General features: G+C 69.5%; 17 protein-coding genes. 2 read left to right on the top strand and 15 right to left on the bottom strand.

Annotation, left to right across the window (positions count from 1 at the left end; translation table 11 throughout):
- Positions 1-62: 62 nt before the first annotated feature.
- The 5 genes from AB6V29_RS02965 to AB6V29_RS02985 form a co-directional block, all read right to left on the bottom strand.
- Positions 63-1,328 carry an MFS transporter gene (locus AB6V29_RS02965; protein WP_369356942.1) on the bottom strand — a complete coding sequence of 422 codons (1,266 nt, stop codon included), beginning with the start codon at positions 1,326-1,328 and terminating at the stop codon, positions 63-65.
- Positions 1,321-2,088, bottom strand: a complete 768-nt coding sequence (locus tag AB6V29_RS02970; protein ID WP_307317213.1) for a fumarylacetoacetate hydrolase family protein — start codon at positions 2,086-2,088, stop codon at positions 1,321-1,323. Before AB6V29_RS02970 ends, AB6V29_RS02965 begins: the two co-directional genes overlap by 8 nt.
- 619 nt (positions 2,089-2,707) lie before the next feature.
- Positions 2,708-3,814 (bottom strand): branched-chain amino acid aminotransferase, encoded by a 1,107-nt coding sequence (locus AB6V29_RS02975; RefSeq protein ID WP_210074566.1) that lies wholly within the window; start codon positions 3,812-3,814, stop codon positions 2,708-2,710.
- 54 nt (positions 3,815-3,868) lie between these two features.
- Positions 3,869-4,918 (bottom strand): 3-isopropylmalate dehydrogenase, encoded by a 1,050-nt coding sequence (locus AB6V29_RS02980; protein ID WP_369356944.1) that lies wholly within the window; start codon positions 4,916-4,918, stop codon positions 3,869-3,871.
- A 24-nt stretch (positions 4,919-4,942) separates the two neighbouring features.
- Positions 4,943-6,481 carry an MFS transporter gene (locus AB6V29_RS02985; RefSeq protein ID WP_369356945.1) on the bottom strand — a complete coding sequence of 513 codons (1,539 nt, stop codon included), beginning with the start codon at positions 6,479-6,481 and terminating at the stop codon, positions 4,943-4,945.
- Between the two features lie 78 nt (positions 6,482-6,559).
- Here AB6V29_RS02985 and AB6V29_RS02990 point away from each other — a divergent pair, with 78 nt between their 5' ends.
- A complete protein-coding gene (locus AB6V29_RS02990) occupies positions 6,560-7,102 on the top strand; it encodes a TetR/AcrR family transcriptional regulator (RefSeq protein WP_307455182.1) in 543 nt (180 codons plus the stop codon).
- On the opposite strand, the gene AB6V29_RS02995 is transcribed toward AB6V29_RS02990, so the two are convergent.
- From AB6V29_RS02995 to AB6V29_RS03040, 10 genes are all read right to left on the bottom strand, one after another.
- Positions 7,099-7,302: a hypothetical protein gene (locus tag AB6V29_RS02995; protein WP_210074559.1), complete on the bottom strand. Its 204-nt coding sequence runs from the start codon at positions 7,300-7,302 to the stop codon at positions 7,099-7,101. The genes AB6V29_RS02990 and AB6V29_RS02995 overlap by 4 nt on opposite strands.
- 113 nt (positions 7,303-7,415) lie before the next feature.
- Complete coding sequence (serA, locus tag AB6V29_RS03000; protein WP_369356947.1) at positions 7,416-9,020, bottom strand: phosphoglycerate dehydrogenase; 1,605 nt, start codon at positions 9,018-9,020, stop codon at positions 7,416-7,418.
- A 318-nt stretch (positions 9,021-9,338) separates the two neighbouring features.
- Positions 9,339-9,677, bottom strand: a complete 339-nt coding sequence (locus AB6V29_RS03005) for a bacitracin resistance protein (protein WP_267787059.1) — start codon at positions 9,675-9,677, stop codon at positions 9,339-9,341.
- Entirely contained in the window at positions 9,674-10,216 is a 543-nt protein-coding gene (locus AB6V29_RS03010; protein ID WP_307317227.1) for a DNA polymerase III subunit gamma/tau, read from the bottom strand. The genes AB6V29_RS03005 and AB6V29_RS03010 overlap by 4 nt, the downstream gene beginning before the upstream one ends.
- Before the next feature lie 143 nt (positions 10,217-10,359).
- On the bottom strand, positions 10,360-11,385 hold the full coding sequence (gene ilvC, locus AB6V29_RS03015) for a ketol-acid reductoisomerase (protein ID WP_056230637.1): 1,026 nt from the start codon (positions 11,383-11,385) through the stop codon (positions 10,360-10,362).
- A 68-nt stretch (positions 11,386-11,453) separates the two neighbouring features.
- Positions 11,454-11,963 (bottom strand): acetolactate synthase small subunit, encoded by a 510-nt coding sequence (gene ilvN / locus AB6V29_RS03020; protein WP_150957382.1) that lies wholly within the window; start codon positions 11,961-11,963, stop codon positions 11,454-11,456.
- A gap of 1 nt (position 11,964) precedes the next feature.
- On the bottom strand, positions 11,965-13,773 hold the full coding sequence (locus tag AB6V29_RS03025) for an acetolactate synthase large subunit (RefSeq protein WP_210074551.1): 1,809 nt from the start codon (positions 13,771-13,773) through the stop codon (positions 11,965-11,967).
- A 45-nt stretch (positions 13,774-13,818) separates the two neighbouring features.
- The gene (ilvD, locus tag AB6V29_RS03030) at positions 13,819-15,537 is read right to left on the bottom strand and encodes a dihydroxy-acid dehydratase (protein ID WP_210074548.1); all 1,719 of its coding nucleotides are present in this window, start codon (positions 15,535-15,537) and stop codon (positions 13,819-13,821) included.
- 64 nt (positions 15,538-15,601) lie between these two features.
- On the bottom strand, positions 15,602-16,381 hold the full coding sequence (otsB, locus tag AB6V29_RS03035) for a trehalose-phosphatase (protein WP_369356950.1): 780 nt from the start codon (positions 16,379-16,381) through the stop codon (positions 15,602-15,604).
- Positions 16,378-17,868 (bottom strand): trehalose-6-phosphate synthase, encoded by a 1,491-nt coding sequence (locus AB6V29_RS03040; RefSeq protein ID WP_369356951.1) that lies wholly within the window; start codon positions 17,866-17,868, stop codon positions 16,378-16,380. The genes otsB and AB6V29_RS03040 overlap by 4 nt, the downstream gene beginning before the upstream one ends.
- A gap of 144 nt (positions 17,869-18,012) precedes the next feature.
- On the opposite strand from AB6V29_RS03040, the gene AB6V29_RS03045 reads away from it, so the two are divergent.
- Entirely contained in the window at positions 18,013-18,267 is a 255-nt protein-coding gene (locus AB6V29_RS03045; RefSeq protein ID WP_210074544.1) for a hypothetical protein, read from the top strand.
- Position 18,268 lies beyond the last annotated feature (1 nt).

The following is an 18,268-nucleotide window of genomic DNA, read 5'->3' on the forward strand; positions in this document are numbered from 1 at the left end:
CCGCCGTCGGTGAGGGGCGCCGGCAGCAGCCCTGCGGGGAACCGCCGACTTCTCCCCGAGGCTCATGCCGAGGCGCGGCTCCTACCGACCACGACCGCGCCCACGCAGACGGCGGCGACCGGCACCAGCGCCCAGAACGCCAGACCGTCGTAGCCGACCGCCCCGAGGACCAGGCCCGCCAGCACCGAGCCCGCGGCCGCACAGGCCGTCATGAGCGTGTCGCTGCGGCCCTGACGACGCGGGCGAAGCGCGAGAGGCGTCGCCTCGGTGAGCAGCGCCGATCCCGAGACGGTCGCCGCGCTCCACCCGAGGCCGAGCAGCACGAGGGCGACGAGCACACCGGCCTGCGAGTCGGGCAGGGTCGCCGCAACCGCCAGCGACGCCGCGAGCAGCACCTGACCGAGGACGATCACGCCGATGCGTCCGAGACGATCGGCCAGAGCGCCGAACACGGGTGAGAGGCCGTACATCCCGAACACGTGTGCGGCGATCGTGATGCCGACGGCGAAGGTCACGGCATCCGGAGCGACGATGTGCGAGAGGTGCACCGGAGTCATCGCCATGACCGAGGCCATGGTCACGTGCGACGCCGCGACGGCCAGTATCGCGAAGCGCGCGAGACCCGGTCGATCCGCCTGCGGTGCGGAAGCGGTGACGGATGCCGAGGCGTCCCGTTCCAGACGTTGGGCCAGCAACAGCGGGTCGGGCCGCAGGACGAGCACGTACAACGCGAAGGCGCAGACCTGGGCGGCGAACGAGAAGAGGTAGGCGCCGGTCAGGCGCGGCATCCCGACGCTGGCTCCGATGAGCTCGCCGGGCGCGAGCAACAGGGGGCCGACCACTCCGCCGATCGTGGTGGCCCAGACCACCGTGGCCAGGTCACGCCCGCGGCGGGCGGTGCGGGCGAGGTCGATGGCGGCGAAACGCGACTGCAGGGTCGCGGCGTTCCCCGCGCCGATGAGCGCGATCCCCACCAGCAGCAGGGGGAAGAGCCGGAGTGCGGCGGCCGCGATGACCACGGCGATGCCGACCAGGGCCGCGACGTTGCCCGTGGTGAGCGCCACCCGGCGGCCTCGACGACCGGCCAGCCGGGCGAGCGGGATCGCCGTGAGGGCCGCACCCAACGTGACCGAGGCCGTGGCCAGGCCCGAAAGGGCCTCCTGCCCCGACAGGTCGGCGGCGAGGAGCGCTCCGAGCGAGAGGGTCGCCCCGAAGGCGACGCCCGTGAGCACCTGCCCCGCTGCCAGCACGCGGACCGTGCGGCGCTGCGTGACGGCGAGGTCGCGCTCGGTGAGCACCGCCCCCGCCGCCACGCGGGAATCAGGCATCGCGCGCCGTATTGCGCAGGATGCCGATGCCACTCACCTCGACCTCTACGGTGTCGCCCGCTTCGAACGGACCGACGCCGGCCGGCGTGCCCGTGAGGATGAGGTCGCCGGGGAGGAGCGTGAACACCGCGGAGGCGTAGGCGACGAGCGCGCCGATGCCGTGGATCATGTCGGAGACCGGACCCTGTTGACGCACCTCGCCGTTGACGCGCGTCGTGATCCGGGCCGCGTCGAGGTCGAGGTCGGTCTCGATCACCGGGCCCACGGGGCAGAAGGTGTCGAAGCCCTTTGCGCGCGACCATTGGCCGTCGGTGCGCTGCAGATCGCGTGCCGTGATGTCGTTGGCGACCGTGTAGCCGAAGATGTAGTCGCTCGCGCGCTCGGCGGGGACGTTCTTCGCGATGCGGCCGATCACGACGGCGAGCTCGCCCTCGTAGTCGGTGTGCGAGCTCAGGCTCGTGGGGCGCACGATGACGTCGTCCGGGCCGACGACCGACGTGTTCGGCTTGAGGAACATCAGCGGTTCGGCCGGCGCCTCGCCACCCATCTCCGCGGCGTGATCGTGGTAGTTCTTGCCGATGCAGACGACCTTCGAACGCGGGATTACCGGCGCGAGCAGGACCACGTCGGCCAGAGGCACGCGCTCGCCCGTCGTGTCGAACCCGGCGAACATCGGGTCTCCGGCGAGGACCACGAGCTCGCCCTCGTCGACGATTCCGTAGCGAATGGCATCCTGATAGCTGAATCGAGCGATCTTCACGGAGCCAGCCTATCCGCGGCCCCCGACATCGCACCGGGTCCGCCGAGGCCTCACTCGCGCTCGGCCGCCGCACGCGCGCCCGGCGTGACGCCGCTCACCCACGCATAAACGCGATCCGCGCGCAGAAACGCGCGCACCACGCGTTTCCCGTCGCAGATCGCGTTTATACGTGGAACCCGAGGCCGCTCCCCCGCCGCCGCCACGCTCGGCGCACGACAACCGCGCCGGAGCCCGCTACCTCGGGCACCACACCGCGTCCCGCCACCCCAGGCACAACACCGCGCCCCGCCACCCCAAGCACAACCCCGCGCCTCGCCACCCCAGGCACAACACCGCGCCTCGCCACCCCACGCATAAACGCGCTCCGCGCTCAGAAACACGCGCACCACGCGTTTCCCGTCGGAGATCGCGTTTATGCGTGGAACCCGAGGCCGCTCCCCCGCCACCCCGGGCATAAACGCGCTCCGCGCTCAGAAACACGCGCACCACGCGTTTATGAGCGCGGAGCGCGTTTCTACACGCTTGCCGGTACAGGGCCTCACCGCACGCCGTCGTGGACGGTGAGCGGAGACGACGGAGGGGCCCCCGGTGTCCGGGAGCCCCTCCGTCCGCGCGACGCTTATGCGTCGAGGCGGTACAGCCAGCCGTGCTTGTCTTCGGCGCGGCCGTACTGGATGTTCGTGAGTTCCTCGCGCAGTTCGAGCGCGAGCGTGCCGGTGGGCTGCTCGTCGATGAAGTCGCGACCCTTGAGCACGCCGATCGGGGTGACGACCGCGGCGGTGCCGCACGCGAACACCTCGACGATGTCTCCGGATGCCACTCCCTCGCGCCACTCGTCGAGCGAGACGTTGCGTCCCACGACGTGGTGACCGCGGTCGCGTGCGAGCTGCAGGAGCGAGTCGCGCGTGATTCCCTCGAGGATCGAGTCGGACTGCGGTGTGACGATCGTACCGTCCTTGTAGACGAAGACGACGTTCATGCCGCCGAGCTCTTCGACGTTGCGGTCCTGGTCGAGGAAGACGACCTGGTCGCACTCGTTCTCGTACGCCTCGGACTGAGGAAGCAGACTCGCGGCGTAGTTGCCGCCGGTCTTGGCCGCACCCGTGCCGCCCTTACCGGCACGCGAGTAGTCCTCGCTGAGCCAGATCGAGACGGGCTTCACCCCGCCCTTGAAGTAGGCGCCGGCGGGACTGGCGATCAGGTAGTAGGCGACCTTGTGCGCGGGGCGGACGCCGAGGAACGCCTCTTTCGCGAACATGAACGGGCGCAGATACAGGCTCTGGTCGTCGCCCGAGGGGACCCACGCGCCGTCGAGGGCGATGAGCTCCTTGAGCGACTGCAGGAAGTACGGCACCGGCAGCTCGGGGAGCGCGAGTCGGCGGGCCGAACGCTGCAGACGGCGGCCGTTCTGGTCGGGGCGGAAGGTGTGAACCGAGCCGTCGGCGTGGCGGTAGGCCTTGATGCCCTCGAAGATCTCCTGGCCATAGTGCAGCACCGCCGCGGCCGGGTCGAGCGAGATCGGGCCGTAGGGCGAGACGCGCGGGCGGTGCCAGCCGCCGCGGACCGACCAGCAGATGTCGACCATGTGGTCGGTGAAGCTCTGCCCGAAGCCGGGGTTGGCGAGGATCGCGTCGCGGTCGGCCGCGTTCTTGGCGGCGAGGTTGCGCGTGACGGAGAACTCGAGGGGCTCGAGTCCGGTGTCGGGATCGGTGTCGATGGTGGTCATTCGTTGTCCAAAGCTTCTCGAGTGCCGGAGGCGATGCTCGCCGATCGGTCCAGGTTACGCCTGGACGCGCTCGGCGATGGCGTCGCCGATCTGGGCGGTGGTGCGGACCCCGTCGCGGCTGGCGATGTCGTCCTCGACCGCGCGGGTCACGCGGGCGGCCTCGTCGGTGAGCCCGAGGTGGTCGAGCAGGAGGGCGACGGAGAGGATCGCGGCCGTGGGGTCGGCCTTCTGGCTTCCCGCGATGTCGGGCGCCGAACCGTGCACGGGCTCGAACATCGAGGGGAACGCACCGTCGGGGTTGATGTTGCCCGAAGCGGCGAGGCCGATGCCACCGGTGACGGCGCCGGCCAGGTCGGTCAGGATGTCGCCGAAGAGGTTGTCGGTGACGATCACATCGAAGCGGCTCGGGTTCGTGACCAGGAAGATGGTTGCCGCGTCGACGTGCAGGTAGTCTACGTCGACCCCGGGGAACTCGGATGCCACGGCATCCACGATCCGCTTCCACATGCCACCCGCGTGCACGAGCACATTCGTCTTGTGCACGAGCGTGAGCTTGTGGCGGCGGCGCTCGGCGAGAGCGAAGGCGTAGCGGACCACGCGCTCGACGCCGTAGGCGGTGTTGACCGAGGTCTCGTTCGCGACCTCGTGGGGCGTGCCGCGGCGGATCGATCCGCCGTTGCCGACGTACGGCCCCTCCGTTCCTTCGCGCACCACGACGAAGTCGATCTCGCCCGGCTCCGCAAGCGGTCCGGTGGCCCCCGGGTAGAGCTTCGACGGGCGCAGGTTGACGTAATGGTCGAGCTCGAAGCGGAGTTTGAGCAGCAGTCCGCGCTCGATGTTCGCGTCTTTCAGGCGGGGGTCGCCGGGCACTCCCCCGACGGCGCCGAGCAGGATCGCGTCGTGTGCGGCGATCGCGGTGAGGTCGTCGTCGGTGAGAGTGTCTCCGGTCTCGAGGAAGCGACCGGCCCCCAGCGAGAACGGCGTCTTGTCGAACGACACGTCGGATCCGGCGGTGACGGCGTCGAGCACCTTCACGGCCTCGGCGACGACCTCGGGACCGACGCCGTCACCGGGGATGACGGCCAGCTTCACGACACGCGACATCGCTCTCCTCAGAGCTCGGGCACGTCACTTCTTCGACGCGCTGCGGGATCCTCCCAGGGTAGTGGCAGCGACGACCGCGGCCACGACGATGAGCGCCGCACCGATGAGGGCGGTGACGACGACGCCCGAGTCGAAGGCGTGGGCGGCTGCGGCGCGCAGGGCCTCGGCCAGCGCGACGTCGTCGAGGGTGTCGGCGACGGAGACCGCTCCGGCGAGGGTCTCGCGGGCAGCGTGAGCCGCGGCATCCGGAAGCCCGGCGGGCAGAACGAGCTGCGCCCGATAGAACGCGGCGAGGATGCCGCCGAGCACGGCGGTGCCGAGGACGGCGCCGACCTCGTAGGCGGTCTCGGAGACCGCGCTGGCCGCACCCGCCTTCGCCGAGGGGGCACTGGAGAGGATCAGCTCGTTCGAGACGGTCTCGGCGGCGCCGATGCCGACACCCAGCAGCGCGAAGGCGACGATCAACAGCGTCAGGTCGGACGTCGAGAGGGCGACCATGATGTACGCGACGACCGAGAACGACAGAGCGACGGGCACGACGATCCGCGGCGCGAAGCGCTTGGCCACGGGGACCACCACGAGCCCCGCGATGATCATGAGCACGAGGCCGGGCAACAGGGCGAAGCCCGCGACCATCGGCGAGAGGCCGGCCACCAGCTGCAGGTGCTGGGCGACGAAGTAGAGGAAGCCGACTAGGCCCACGACGCTGAGCAGGTTGACCAGGATCGCACCCGAGAACGTGCCCTGGCGGAACAGTGTCATGTCGAGCATGGGCGTCGCCAAGCGGCGCTGGCGGCGGACGAACAACCACCCGAAGACCACTCCGAGGACGAAGAGCACCGGGGCCAGCGACATCGGACCGTCGACGGCGAGCTTCTTGATGCCGTAGACGATCGGCACCATGGTCGCGAGCGAGAGGACGACGCTGAGGGGGTCGAACCGGCCCGGCTTCGGGTCGCGGCTCTCGGGCACGAAGAACGGGGCGAGGACCAGGAGCGGTACGAGTACGGGAACAGCCATGAGGAAGACGGAACCCCACGTGAAGTGCTCGAGCAGGAAGCCGCCGACGATGGGGCCTAGGGCCGCTCCCGCCGAGAAACCGGAGGCCCAGACGGCGATCGCGATCCGACGCTGGTCACGGTCGCGGAAGATGCTCCGCAGCAACGAGAGGGTCGACGGCATGAGCATGGCGCCGAAAACACCCATGAGCGCGCGGCCCGTGATCAGCAGAGCCGCGGTGGGCGCGAACGCCGACAGCGCGGACACGGCCGCGAAGCCGGTCGCCCCGATCAACAGCATGCGGCGACGTCCGAAGCGGTCGCCCAGGGTACCCATGGTCACGAGAAGCCCGGCGAGCACGAGCGGGTAGACGTCGATGATCCACAGCTGTTCGATGCTCGAGGGGCGCAGAGACAGCGCGATCTCGGGCAACGCGAAGCTCAGGACCGTGTTGTCGACCGAGACGAGCAACACGGGAAGCATGAGCACCGTCAGTGCGAACCATCCACGCCACCCGGCGCGAGCCACGGTGATCTCCGAGGTGGGCAACGACGAGGTGAGCATGCGCGAATCCCTTTCTTAACCGTCCAGCCGGTATAGTAACAGAGTGAACCCGGCGCCCGCCACTACGATCGAGGAGTCATGAGCCGCCCCCCTCTCGCCCGCGAAGCCGTCCTCGACGCCTTCAGCCGCATCCTCGTCGACGAGGGCGAGCGCGCCGCGACGATGGATGCCACCGCTCGCGCAGCCGGGGTGTCGAAGGGTGGTCTGCTCTATCACTTCAGTTCGAAGAGCGCTCTCGAGGCGGCGCTCGTGGAGCGGCTCGAGCGGCTCGCCGAGGAAGACGTCGCCGAAATCGAGAGGTCGAACGAGGGCGTCGTCGCGGCGCACCTGCGCTCGTCGCAGAACACCGGCTCCCCCCTCGACCTGACGATCCTCGCGGTGTCACGCCTCGCGCAGAACGGCAGCGATGCCGCCTCGGCATCCCTCCGACGAGTTCGAGAGCTCTGGGAAGAGAGCCTCCGCGCACACACCCGCGACGAGACGGCGCTGCAGATGGTGCTGCTGGTGAGCGACGGCCTGTACTTCAACGCCGTCCTCGATCTGAACGCGGTCGCCGGTCCGGCACTCGAAGGAGCGGACCTCGACGCACTGATCGCCCGAGTCGTCGCCTCGGCGACCTAGAGGTCCCCCCGCGCCCTCTCGCGCGCGCTGCGACGCTCCCGGCGCTCACGCCGCAGGTCGATGACGACCCCGAGCAGGATCAGCACTCCCCCGATCACGCCGAGAAACCCCCACGGAGTGCGACGCACGACATCGGCCACCCCCGCGACGAGGAACAGGATGCCGAAACCGGCGGAGACGACGCGAAGGACGAGGGCCACTCGCGCAGTGTGAACCCCTCGGTTTTGCGCGGGCCCTGAATCTCCGACGCGCCCGCCCAGAACGCCGAAGGAGGGGGCCGCCGAAGCGACCCCCTCCCCGAACGATCGGACCCTCAGCCCTCGACGATGTCGATCTGGCGGAACAGGTCGGCGCCGACCGCCTCGCGCATCGCGCCGAGGATCTCGTCGGGGACGGGCGAATCGACGGTGAGCACCGAGAGCGCCCGGCCCGTGGCATCCGGAGCCGCCACCTGGAGACCCGCGATGTTGATGCCGGCCTCGCCCAGCTTCTGGCCGTAGATGGCGACGATGCCGGGGCGATCGGCGTAGCGCATGACGACGTGGTGCTGCTCGATGGGCACCTCGATCTCGTAGCCGTTGATCGAGACGACCTTCGGCACCATCCGCGTGCCGGCGAGCGTGCCCGCGACCTCGAGGGTCGACCCGTCGGCCAGCGTGCCGCGGAGGATCGTGATGTTGCGGTACAGCGGGCTCTCGGCCTCGACGACCAGGCGCGCCTCGACACCGCGCTGCTCGGCGAACAGCGGGGCGTTGACGTACGACACGCTCTCGCTGACGATACGGCTGAAGTACCCCTTGAGCGCGGCCAGGCGGTAGACGCTCACGTCGTACTGCGCGAGCTCTCCGCGCACCTCGATGTCGAGGCTCGTGAGAGCGCTGTCGGCGAGACCGCTGAAGAACTGTCCGAGCATCTCGACGAGGGCGATACCGGGGCGAACGAACGGGTCGATCGCGCCACCGGCGACGTTCACGGCATCCGGAACGAGATCTCCCTCGAGCGCAAGCTTGACCGAGCGCGCGACCGAGACGCCGGCCTTCTCCTGCGCCTCCTCGGTGCTCGCGCCGAGGTGCGGAGTGACCACGACGTTGGGGAGGTCGAGGAGCTTGCGCGCGGGGCCGCCCTCGGCCGGGGGCTCGGTCGAGAACACGTCGAGACCCGCTCCGGCGATCTCGCCGCCGGTGAGCGCCTCGAAGAGCGCCTCCTCGTCGATGAGACCTCCGCGCGCGACGTTGATGACGTACGCGGTCTTCTTCATGCGGCGCAGCTGCTCGGCACCGATCATGCCGGTCGTCTCGGGCGTCTTCGGCATGTGGATCGTGACGAAGTCGCTCTGCTCGAGCAGTTCGTCGAGTGAGACGAGCTGAACACCGAGCTGCTGCGCCCGAGCGGCGGTGACGTAGGGGTCGTACGCGATGACACGCATGTCGAAGCCCTGCAGGCGCGCCGCGATGAGTGCACCGATGCGGCCGAGGCCGATGATGCCGATGGTCTTCTCGAACAGCTCGGTGCCGGTGAAGGAGCTGCGCTTCCAGAGGCCCTGGGCGAGCGAGGCGTGCGCCGCGGGGATGCGGCGAGCGAGGCTCAGCACGTGCCCGACGGTGAGCTCGGCCGCCGAGATGATGTTCGAGGTCGGCGCGTTGACGACCATGACGCCGGCCGCGGTGGCCGACTTGATGTCGACGTTGTCGAGGCCGACACCGGCGCGAGCGACGACCTTGAGAGACGGCGCGGCCGCGAGGGCCTCGGCATCGATCTGGGTGGCCGAGCGCACGAGAACCGCGTGCGCCTCGGCCAGGGCCGAGAGCAATGCGGGGCGATCGGTCCCGTCGACGCTGCGCACGTCGAAGTCGGGGCCGAGCGCGTCGATCGTGGCGGGAGAGAGTTCTTCGGCGATGAGCACGACGGGCTTCGTCACGGATGCGTCCTTCGAAACGGTGCTGGGGGCTGCCGCGCACCGTCGCACATCACCGGCGCGAACCGGGCGCGCGACCCGTGCGGGCCGTCTGTCAGCCTAGCGCGGGGGCGAGGGCGCCCCCGACCGTGTGACGGCGGACGACGGCGCGCCCGACACCCGCGGCAACCGAGAGCGCGAACGGGCAACTCACTGACAAACCCGCGTCAGCCTGACACGCAGATGTCAGCGAGATGCAGTCTCGCGACCAGAAGAGACCAGCGACCTGAGGCGACGCGCGCCCGTTGGGCACCGGATCCCGGATGCCGCGACCCCCGCGGATCAGCCGCCGTACAGCCCGTACGAGGTCGTGCCGTAGCCCACGACGGCGAGCCAGAACGCCGCCGACAGCGTCAGCCCCGCGAGCAGAGCGATGGCGAGCTCCCCCGCCTTACGGCGCTGGCCGATCGCGAAGGCGATACCGAAGGCGAGGAGCGGGAACACGATCGGCAGGATGTACACGAACCAGCCCAGGCCGTTGAGCCCGAGCGGGCCGTTGACCTGCTGGACGAGCAGGGCGACCGAACTCCACACGACGTAGGCGTAGAAGAGACCGAAGAGACCGGAGATGGCCACGAGCAGCCAGGTCGGCAGGTGGCGGGTACGGGCGGCAGTGCTCATGCGAAGGCTCCCAACGACAGGAACGGCCAGGGAACGAGCAGCACGATACCGACGATCAGCAGCAGGAAGCGCTGCCACGTGCGCCAGCTGCGCGTCAGCGCGAGCACGGCGACGAACCAGACGACGGGCGCGAGAGCCGCGCCGATGGTGAGCGCGATCACCGTCACCGACGGGATGGGAAGCCCCAGTCCGTTCAAGCGCAATCCCGCGAGCAGCCACCCGATCGCGAACAGCAGGAAGGTCGCCGCGACCATGCCGATCCCGACGAGGCCCACGTTTCCGAGGGGTGCCGCGTGCGCGGCATCCGGGTCCTCGTCCTCGGTCGCCTCGACGGCGGTCGGCTCGGAAGGAGCAGGCTCGGGATGCCGGGTGACCGGGGCCGCAGCAGGCGCTTCGGGCTGCAGAGGCTCGAGGGGCTCGGCTTCGACCCGCGGCTCACCGCCGGCGGGACGCGTCGGCGCATGTTTCTCACCGACGTCGAGGGTGGGGTCGTCGTCACCGCCCCAGGACAGGGCGTCGTCATCGCGCGGAGTGCTCACGCGACCACGCTAGCGGCGCTCCCCCGCGACCGGGTCGCGCCCCGCCGGTCACCGGGGTCCGCGGCATCCGGATCCGAACGGCGCCGCGGAAAAGGCGAACGCCCCGGGATCGTGAGATCCCGGGGCGTTCGAAGACGAGGAACTCAGCGCGCGGCCGAGCCTTCGACGTAGTCGGTGTCCTGCTGCTTCCACGCGAACAGACCGCGCAGCTCCTTACCGGTCGCCTCGATCGGGTGACCCTGCTCCTTCTCGCGGAGCTCGAGGAACTCGGGCGCGCCCTTGTCCTGGTCGGCGATGAAGCGCTCGGCGAACGCCCCCGACTGGATGTCGGAGAGGACGGCCTTCATGCTGGCCTTCACGTCGGACGAGATGACGCGGGGGCCCGAGACGTAGTCGCCGTACTCGGCGGTGTCGGAGATCGACCAGCGCTGCTTGGCGATGCCGCCCTCCCACATCAGGTCGACGATGAGCTTGAGCTCGTGCAGCACCTCGAAGTACGCGATCTGGGGCTGGTATCCGGCCTCGACCAGGGTCTCGAAGCCCGCCTGGACGAGGTGGCTCATGCCACCGCAGAGCACGGCCTGCTCGCCGAACAGGTCGGTCTCGGTCTCTTCGGTGAACGTCGTCTTGATGACGCCCGCGCGGGTGCCGCCGATCGCCTTCGCGTACGAGAGGGCGGTGTCCCAGGCCGAGCCCGAGGCGTCGCGCTCGACGGCGATGATGTCGGGGATGCCGCGGCCCGCGACGTACTCGCGACGCACGGTGTGACCGGGGGCCTTGGGAGCGACGAGGATGACGTCGACACCCTCGGGAGCGTCGATGTAGCCGAAGCGGATGTTGAAGCCGTGCGCGAAGGCGAGCGTCTTGCCCTCGGTGAGCTTGTCCTTGATCGAGTCGGCGAAGATCGAACGCTGGTGCTGGTCGGGCGCCAGGATCATGATGAGATCGGCCCACTCGGCGGCGTCGGCGACGTTCTTGACCTCGAAGCCGTCTTCCTGCGCCTTGGCGGCCGACTTCGAGCCGTCCTTGAGCGCGATGACGACCTCGACGCCGGAGTCGCGGAGGTTCTGCGCGTGCGCGTGACCCTGCGAGCCGTAGCCGACGATCGCGACCTTCTTGCCCTGGATGATCGAGAGGTCGGCGTCGTCGTCGTAGAAGATCTCTGCCATGAGGATGTTTCTCCTTGAATCGTGGCCCCCGCTCAGGGGCCGCTGGTGAGTGGAAGTTGGGGAATTTCTCAGCCGCGCAGAACGCGCTCGGTGATGCTCTTGCCACCGCGGCCGACGGCGAGAAGGCCCGACTGCGCGAGCTCCTTCACCCCGAAGGGCTCGATCGCCTTGAGGAAGGCATCGACCTTGCCCTTGTCGCCCGTGATCTCGATCACGACGGCGTCGTGGGCGTAGTCGACGACCGAGGCGCGGAAGAGGTTGACGACCTCGAGCACGTTGGAGCGGCTGGCGTTGTCGGCGCGCACCTTGACGAGCACGTGCTCGCGCTGCACGGAGCTGGCGGCGTCGAGCTCGACGATCTTGATGACGTTGATCAGCTTGTTCAGCTGCTTGGTCACCTGCTCGAGCGGGAGACCCTCGACGTCGACGACGACCGTGATGCGCGAGAGACCCGGCACCTCGGTGACGCCCACGGCGAGCGACTCGATGTTGAAGCCGCGACGGGCGAAAAGGCCCGCGACGCGCGTGAGCAGACCCGGCTTGTCCTCGACGAGGAGGCTCAGAACGTGACGAGACATCTCAGTCCTCCTGCTCGTTGAACGTGGGCGAGTGGTCGCGCGCGTACTGGACGTAGCTGTTGCTGACGCCCTGCGGGACCATCGGCCAGACCATCGCATCGGCGCTCACGACGAAGTCGATCACGACCGGGCGGTCGTTCGTGTCGAGCGCGAGCTGGATGGCCGCGTCGATCTCGTCTTCTTTCTCGACGCGGATCGCCAGGCACCCGTAGGCCTCGGCGAGCTTGACGAAGTCGGGGACGCGGCGCGTGCCGTGTCCCGTGTTCAGGTCGGTGTTGGAGTGGCGGCCGTCGAAGAACAGCGTCTGCCACTGGCGCACCATGCCGAGCGAGGAGTTGTTGATGATCGCGACCTTGATCGGGATGTCGTTGATGACGCAGGTCGCGAGCTCCTGGTTGGTCATCTGGAAGCAGCCGTCCCCGTCGATCGCCCACACGGCGCGCTCGGGCTGGGCCACCTTCGCACCCATGGCCGCGGGAACCGCATAGCCCATGGTGCCGGCGCCGCCGGAGTTCAGCCACGCGTTGGGGCGCTCGTACTTGATGAACTGCGCCGCCCACATTTGGTGCTGACCGACGCCCGAGGCGTAGACGCCCTCGGGTCCGGTCATCTCGCCAATGCGCTGGATGACGTGCTGGGGCGAGAGCAGACCGTCGGTGGTGGGCGTGTAGCCGAGCGGGAACTCCTCGCGGAGCCCGTTCAGGTACGTCCACCACTCGGTGTAGTCGTGCGGGTGCTCGGCGTCGGCGGCGCGGAACGCGGCATCGAGGTCGATGAGGACCTCGCGCAGGTCACCCACGATCGGGACGTCGGCCGTGCGGATCTTGGAGATCTCGGCGGGGTCGATGTCGACGTGCACCACCTGCGCGTGGGGGGCGAACAGCGCCGCCTTACCGGTCACGCGGTCGTCGAACCGGGCACCGAGCGAGACGATCAGGTCGCTCTCCTGCAGGGCCAGCACCGCGGGCACGGTGCCGTGCATGCCCGGCATGCCGAGGTGCTGCTCGTGGGAGTCGGGGAAGGCCCCGCGCGCCATGAGCGTCGTGACGACGGGAGCCCCGGTCGCCTCGGCGAGCACCTTGAGCTCGGCGGAGGCGTTGGAGCGGATCGCGCCGCCGCCCACGTAGAGCACGGGCTTCTGCGCGGTGGCGAGCAGCTGGGCCGCGGCCTGGATCTGCTTGCCGTGCGCCTTGGTCACCGGGCGGTACCCGGGCAGCTCGATCTTCGGCGGCCAGACGAACGGCGCCTCGGCCTGCTGCGCGTCCTTGGTGATGTCGACGAGGACGGGCCCGGGCCGACCGGTCGAGGCGATCTCGAAGGCCGCGGCGATCGCGCCGGGGATCTCGTCGGCCGACTTCACCAGGAAGGAGTGCTTGGTGATTGGCATGGTGATGCCGACGATGTCGGCCTCCTGGAAGGCGTCCGTTCCCATGAGGGTCGAGAACACCTGGCCGGTGATGCAGACGAGCGGCACCGAGTCCATGTAGGCGTCGGCGATCGCGGTGACGAGGTTGGTCGCGCCGGGCCCGGACGTCGCGATGGCGACGCCGACCTTGCCCGAGGCGGCGGCGTAGCCCTCGGCGGCGTGGCCGGCGCCCTGCTCGTGACGCACGAGGATGTGGCGCACGTGCTCGTCGTCCATGAGCGGGTCGTAGACAGGCATGATCGCGCCGCCCGGGAGGCCGAACACATCGGTGACGCCGAGCAGGTCGAGCGATCGGACGACCGCCTGTGCTCCCGTCATCACGGGCGCCGGAGCGGTGCGGGCGGGCGGCCGGGGAATGGCCGCCGTAGGGGAATCGATGGACATGGGAGTACCTCGAGAACCGGGAGAAGGTGAAAAGGGGGACGGCCGTCAGCCCGTGACAGCGCCCTCCGCGGCGGAGTGCACGAGCTTGGAGTACTTGGCCAGAACGCCACGGGTATAGCGCGGGGGGAGCGGTTCCCAGCCTTCGCGGCGGGAACTCAGCTCGGCCTCATCGACGATCAAGTCGAGAGTGCGAGCGGCGATATCGACCCGTATCAGATCACCATCGCGCACGAAGGCGATGGGACCTGCGTCCACCGCTTCGGGAGCTATGTGGCCGATGCACAGGCCGGTTGTGCCGCCTGAGAATCGTCCGTCCGTCAACAGTAGTACATCTTTTCCGAGCCCCGCGCCCTTGATGGCGGCCGTGATGGCGAGCATCTCGCGCATGCCGGGGCCGCCCTTGGGGCCCTCGTAGCGGATGACGACGACGTCGCCGGCGACGATCTCGCCCGCCTCGAGGGCGTCCATCGCGCCGCGCTCGCGCTCGAACACGCGGGCGGGACCCTCGAAGACGTTGCCGTCGAAGCCGGCCGACTTCACCACGGCACCTTCGGGGGCCATCGAGCCGTGGAGGATCGTGATACCGCCGGTGGCGTGGATCGGGTTGTCGAACGAGTGGATGACCTTGCCGTCGACCGGGTCGGGGGCGAGGTCGGCGAGGTTCTCGGCGAGCGTCTTGCCCGTGACGGTGAGCGCGTCGCCGTGGAGCAGGCCCTCGTCGAGCATCGCCTTCATGATGACGGGGATGCCGCCGTGACGGTCGACGTCGTTCATGACGTACTGACCGAAGGGCTTCATGTCGGCCACGTGCGGCGTGCGGTCGCCGATGCGGTTGAAGTCGTGCAGGTTGAGCTCGACCTCGGCCTCGTTGGCGATGGCGAGCAGGTGCAGCACGACGTTGGTCGAGCCGCCGAGCGCCATGGCGAGGGCGATGGCGTTCTCGAACGCCTCTTTGGTGAGGATGTCGCGCGTGGTGATGCCCTGGCGCAGCAGGTTGACCACGGCCTCGCCCGAGCGGTGCGCGAAGTAGTCGCGGCGGCGGTCCGCCGACGGCGGCGCAGCCGAACCGGGAAGGCTGAGGCCCAGGGCCTCGGCGACCGAGGCCATCGTGTTGGCCGTGTACATGCCGCCGCACGCGCCCTCACCGGGGGCGATCGCGCACTCGATGCGCTTGAGGTCGGCCTCGCTCATCTTGCCCGCGAGGCATGCGCCCACGGCCTCGAACGAGTCGATGATCGTCACGTCCTTCTCGGTGCCGTCGCTGAGCTTGACCCAGCCCGGCGCGATCGAACCCGCGTAGAGGAAGACGCTCGACAGATCGAGTCGAGCGGATGCCATGAGCATGCCCGGGATCGACTTGTCGCAGCCCGCGAGCAGCACGGAGCCGTCGAGGCGCTCGGCCATCATGACGGTCTCGACGCTGTCGGCGATGACCTCGCGCGAGACGAGCGAGAAGTGCATGCCCTCGTGGCCCATCGAGATGCCGTCGGAGACGGAGATGGTGCCGAACTGCAGCGGGTACCCGCCGCCGGCGTGCACCCCCTCTTTCGCGCCCTGCGCGAGCCGATCGAGGCTGAGGTTGCAGGGGGTGATCTCGTTCCAGCTCGACGCGATGCCGATCTGGGGCTTGTCCCAGTCCTCGTCGCCCATGCCGACCGCGCGGAGCATTCCGCGAGAGGTGGTGGCTTCGATGCCGTCGGTGACGACGCGACTGCGGGGCTTGATGTCGAACTCGCCGGTGTTCGGATTCTGCGGTGCGGGCATTGTCGAAGTCTATTGCGCGCGCCGAGGGCGTGACGCGAACGGAGCCGGTCGAACCGGCAACTGTTCAGCGGATGTGCGATCGGCGCAGCCGGGCGACGGCCTCCAGTACCGCCACGAAAGCGTCGATGTCCTGCACGCGAAGCGTCGCGGCGGTCTCTCCCCCGCCGACGCGCACACCCAGGTCACCGGCTTCCAGCGAATTCAGCGCATCTTCATCGGTGACGTCGTCGCCGGCGAAGAGCACGGCCGTCGCACCGACCCGGGCGCGCAGGTGCGCGACGGCCGAGTCCTTGCCCTCGTGGCGGAACGAGAACTCGAGGATGTCGTGACCGGTGCGACGACGCCACGACGGCGCCTCCGCCGCGAGCAGCTGGTCGACGAGCGATCGCGCGGCGTCGGCGGTATCGGCATCCGCGGTGCGCGTGTGCACGCCGAGGCCGTACTCCTTCGGTTCGATCCAGACACCGTGCATGTGAGCGGTACGGTCGGCGACCTCGTTCTGGAGGCGGTCGCGCAGCGCGAGGTCGGCGTCGTCGTCGCCTGCGGCCTCGATGCCCGCGCCGGGGACCCAGAACTGTGCGCCGTGCGAACCGGCGAGCCAGATCGGCGAGGCGTCGTCGTGCTCGGAGATCTCGCGAAGGTGCCCCAGCGAACGGCCCGAGACGAGCGCGACGACGGTGCCCGGCAGCGCGGCGAGGGCGTCGACCGCGGCGCGGGCACCCGGAGTCATCCGCGCCGACATCGGCTCATCGACCAGGGGCGACAGGGTTCCGTCGAAGTCGAGCGCGATCAGCAGGGTGTCGGTCGTGGCGACGGCCTCGATCGCCGCGTCGGCGGCGGTCACTCGGCATCCGTCTCGTCGATGGACTCGCGTTCGGGAACCGAGCCGTCGTCGTCCTCGCCGACCTCGGCGGCCGCGGCGGCGCTGGAGGACTTCTCGTGGAAGACGGACAGCGCATCGAGGAACTCGCGCGACCAGTCCTCGACGTCGTGGTCGCGCACCCGCTTGCGCAGGGCGCGCATGCGGCGGCCCTGCTCGGCGGCCGGCATGTCGATGGCTCGCAGGATCTGATCCTTCAGACCGTCGATGTCGTGCGGATTGATGAGCAGCGCGCTGCCCATCTCGTCGGCGGCACCCGCGAACTCGCTCAGCACCAGCACTCCGCGGTTGTCGGTGCGGCTGGCCACGTACTCCTTGGCGACGAGGTTCATGCCGTCGCGCAGCGCGGTGACCAGCATGACGTCGGCGGCGAGGAACAGCGCCACCATCTCTTCACGCGGGTACGACTGGTGCAGGTAGCGGATCGCGGTGTGGGTCGTGGTGTCGTAGTCGCCGTTGATGCGACCGACCGTCATCTCGATCTCGTCGCGCAGCTGCATGTACGCGTCGACGCGTTCGCGGCTGGGGCTCGCGACCTGCACGAGAGTGGCGTCTTCGACCGTCGCGCGGCCGTCCTCGAGCAGCTCCCCCCAGGCCTTCAGGCGGTGGCGGATGCCCTTGGTGTAGTCGAGGCGGTCGACGCCGAGCAGGATCTTGCGCGGGTTGCCGAGTCCCTCGCGGATCTCTCTCGCCCGCTGCTGGATCTCGGGCTTCTGCGCCAGCTCGATGTACGAGTCGGCGTCGATCGAGATGGGGAAGGCCTTCGCGAGAGCGACGCGCGTGCCGCCCGAGGCGTCCGGGACCAGGATGCCGCTGGCCTTGGTCTCGTACCGCAACTGGCGCCGCACCGCCCGGGCGAAGTTGCCCGCGTCGGCCACCCGTTGGAAGCCGATGACGTCGGCGCCGAGCAGTCCCTCGAGTACCTGCTTGCGCCACGGCAGCTGGGAGTACAGGCCGTAGGCGGGGAAGGGGATGTGGTGGAAGTACCCGATGGTGAGGTCGGGGCGAAGCTCGCGCAGCAGCTTAGGGACGAGCTGCAGCTGATAGTCCTGCACCCAGACGATCCCGCCCTCGGCGGTGACGTCGGCCGCGGCTTTGGCGAACCGCTCGTTGACCTTGACGTAGGCGTCCCACCAGGCGCGCTTGTACGTGGGCGCGGCGATGACGTCGTGGTACAGCGGCCAGATGGTGTCGTTCGAGAAGCCCTCGTAGTACAGCTGCACGTCGGAGGCCGACAGGGGCACCGGTACGAGGTGCGTGCCCTCGAAGTCGAAGGGCTCGACGGTGGCGTCGGCTTGTCCCGCCCAGCCCACCCACGCGCCCTCGGCGCGACGCATGACGGGTTCGAGGGCGGTGACCAGCCCGCCGGGCGAGCGTCTCCACCCCTCTCCATCGGGGGTGCGATCGACGGGCAGTCGGTTGGCGACGACGACGAAATCGGCCTGGGTCACAGGTCCTCCTCGGGGATCTTCCTCAGGCTAACAGCGGGCGCGATCGCGTCGAGGGGGTGGACGGAGTGCGCGAGGGCACTCCGGGAATCGGCCCGCTGCTGTCAAGGTCCGCCGCCGAGGCGCCCCGCTCGGTAGGTTGGGCGCATGCGGCAGTACATCTTCGGAACCGGTCTTCTCAGCGCCATCACCGGCGGCGTCACCCTCTTGCGGGGTCTCAAGAACGACGAACCGTTCACCTGGCGCACGGCGCTGGCCTGGCTCAGCTGGGGCATCACGCTGGCTCTCGCCATCGGCGCGGTCGTCGACACGCGTCGCGCGCGCCGCGGCCGCGTGATCGCGGGCGACTCCCCCGTCTCCAAGAAGCAAGAGAAGCTGTTCAAGAAGCGCCTCGCGCGCTGAC

The sequence above is a fragment of the Microbacterium sp. 20-116 genome (assembly GCF_041079415.1).
Taxonomy (GTDB): Bacteria; Actinomycetota; Actinomycetes; order Actinomycetales; family Microbacteriaceae; genus Microbacterium.

Excerpts from the sequence above, each read along its gene's own strand:
- AB6V29_RS02975 (WP_210074566.1), bottom strand. The coding sequence starts at position 3,814 with ATGACCACCATCGACACCGATCCCGACACCGGACTCGAGCCCCTCGAG.
- AB6V29_RS03045 (WP_210074544.1), top strand. The coding sequence starts at position 18,013 with ATGCGGCAGTACATCTTCGGAACCGGTCTTCTCAGCGCCATCACCGGC.
- AB6V29_RS02965 (WP_369356942.1), bottom strand. The coding sequence starts at position 1,328 with ATGCCTGATTCCCGCGTGGCGGCGGGGGCGGTGCTCACCGAGCGCGAC.
- AB6V29_RS03005 (WP_267787059.1), bottom strand. The coding sequence starts at position 9,677 with ATGAGCACTGCCGCCCGTACCCGCCACCTGCCGACCTGGCTGCTCGTG.
- ilvD (WP_210074548.1), bottom strand. The coding sequence starts at position 15,537 with ATGCCCGCACCGCAGAATCCGAACACCGGCGAGTTCGACATCAAGCCC.
- ilvN (WP_150957382.1), bottom strand. The coding sequence starts at position 11,963 with ATGTCTCGTCACGTTCTGAGCCTCCTCGTCGAGGACAAGCCGGGTCTG.
- ilvC (WP_056230637.1), bottom strand. The coding sequence starts at position 11,385 with ATGGCAGAGATCTTCTACGACGACGACGCCGACCTCTCGATCATCCAG.
- AB6V29_RS02980 (WP_369356944.1), bottom strand. The coding sequence starts at position 4,918 with ATGTCGCGTGTCGTGAAGCTGGCCGTCATCCCCGGTGACGGCGTCGGT.
- AB6V29_RS02985 (WP_369356945.1), bottom strand. The coding sequence starts at position 6,481 with ATGCTCACCTCGTCGTTGCCCACCTCGGAGATCACCGTGGCTCGCGCC.
- AB6V29_RS02990 (WP_307455182.1), top strand. The coding sequence starts at position 6,560 with ATGAGCCGCCCCCCTCTCGCCCGCGAAGCCGTCCTCGACGCCTTCAGC.
- AB6V29_RS03025 (WP_210074551.1), bottom strand. The coding sequence starts at position 13,773 with ATGTCCATCGATTCCCCTACGGCGGCCATTCCCCGGCCGCCCGCCCGC.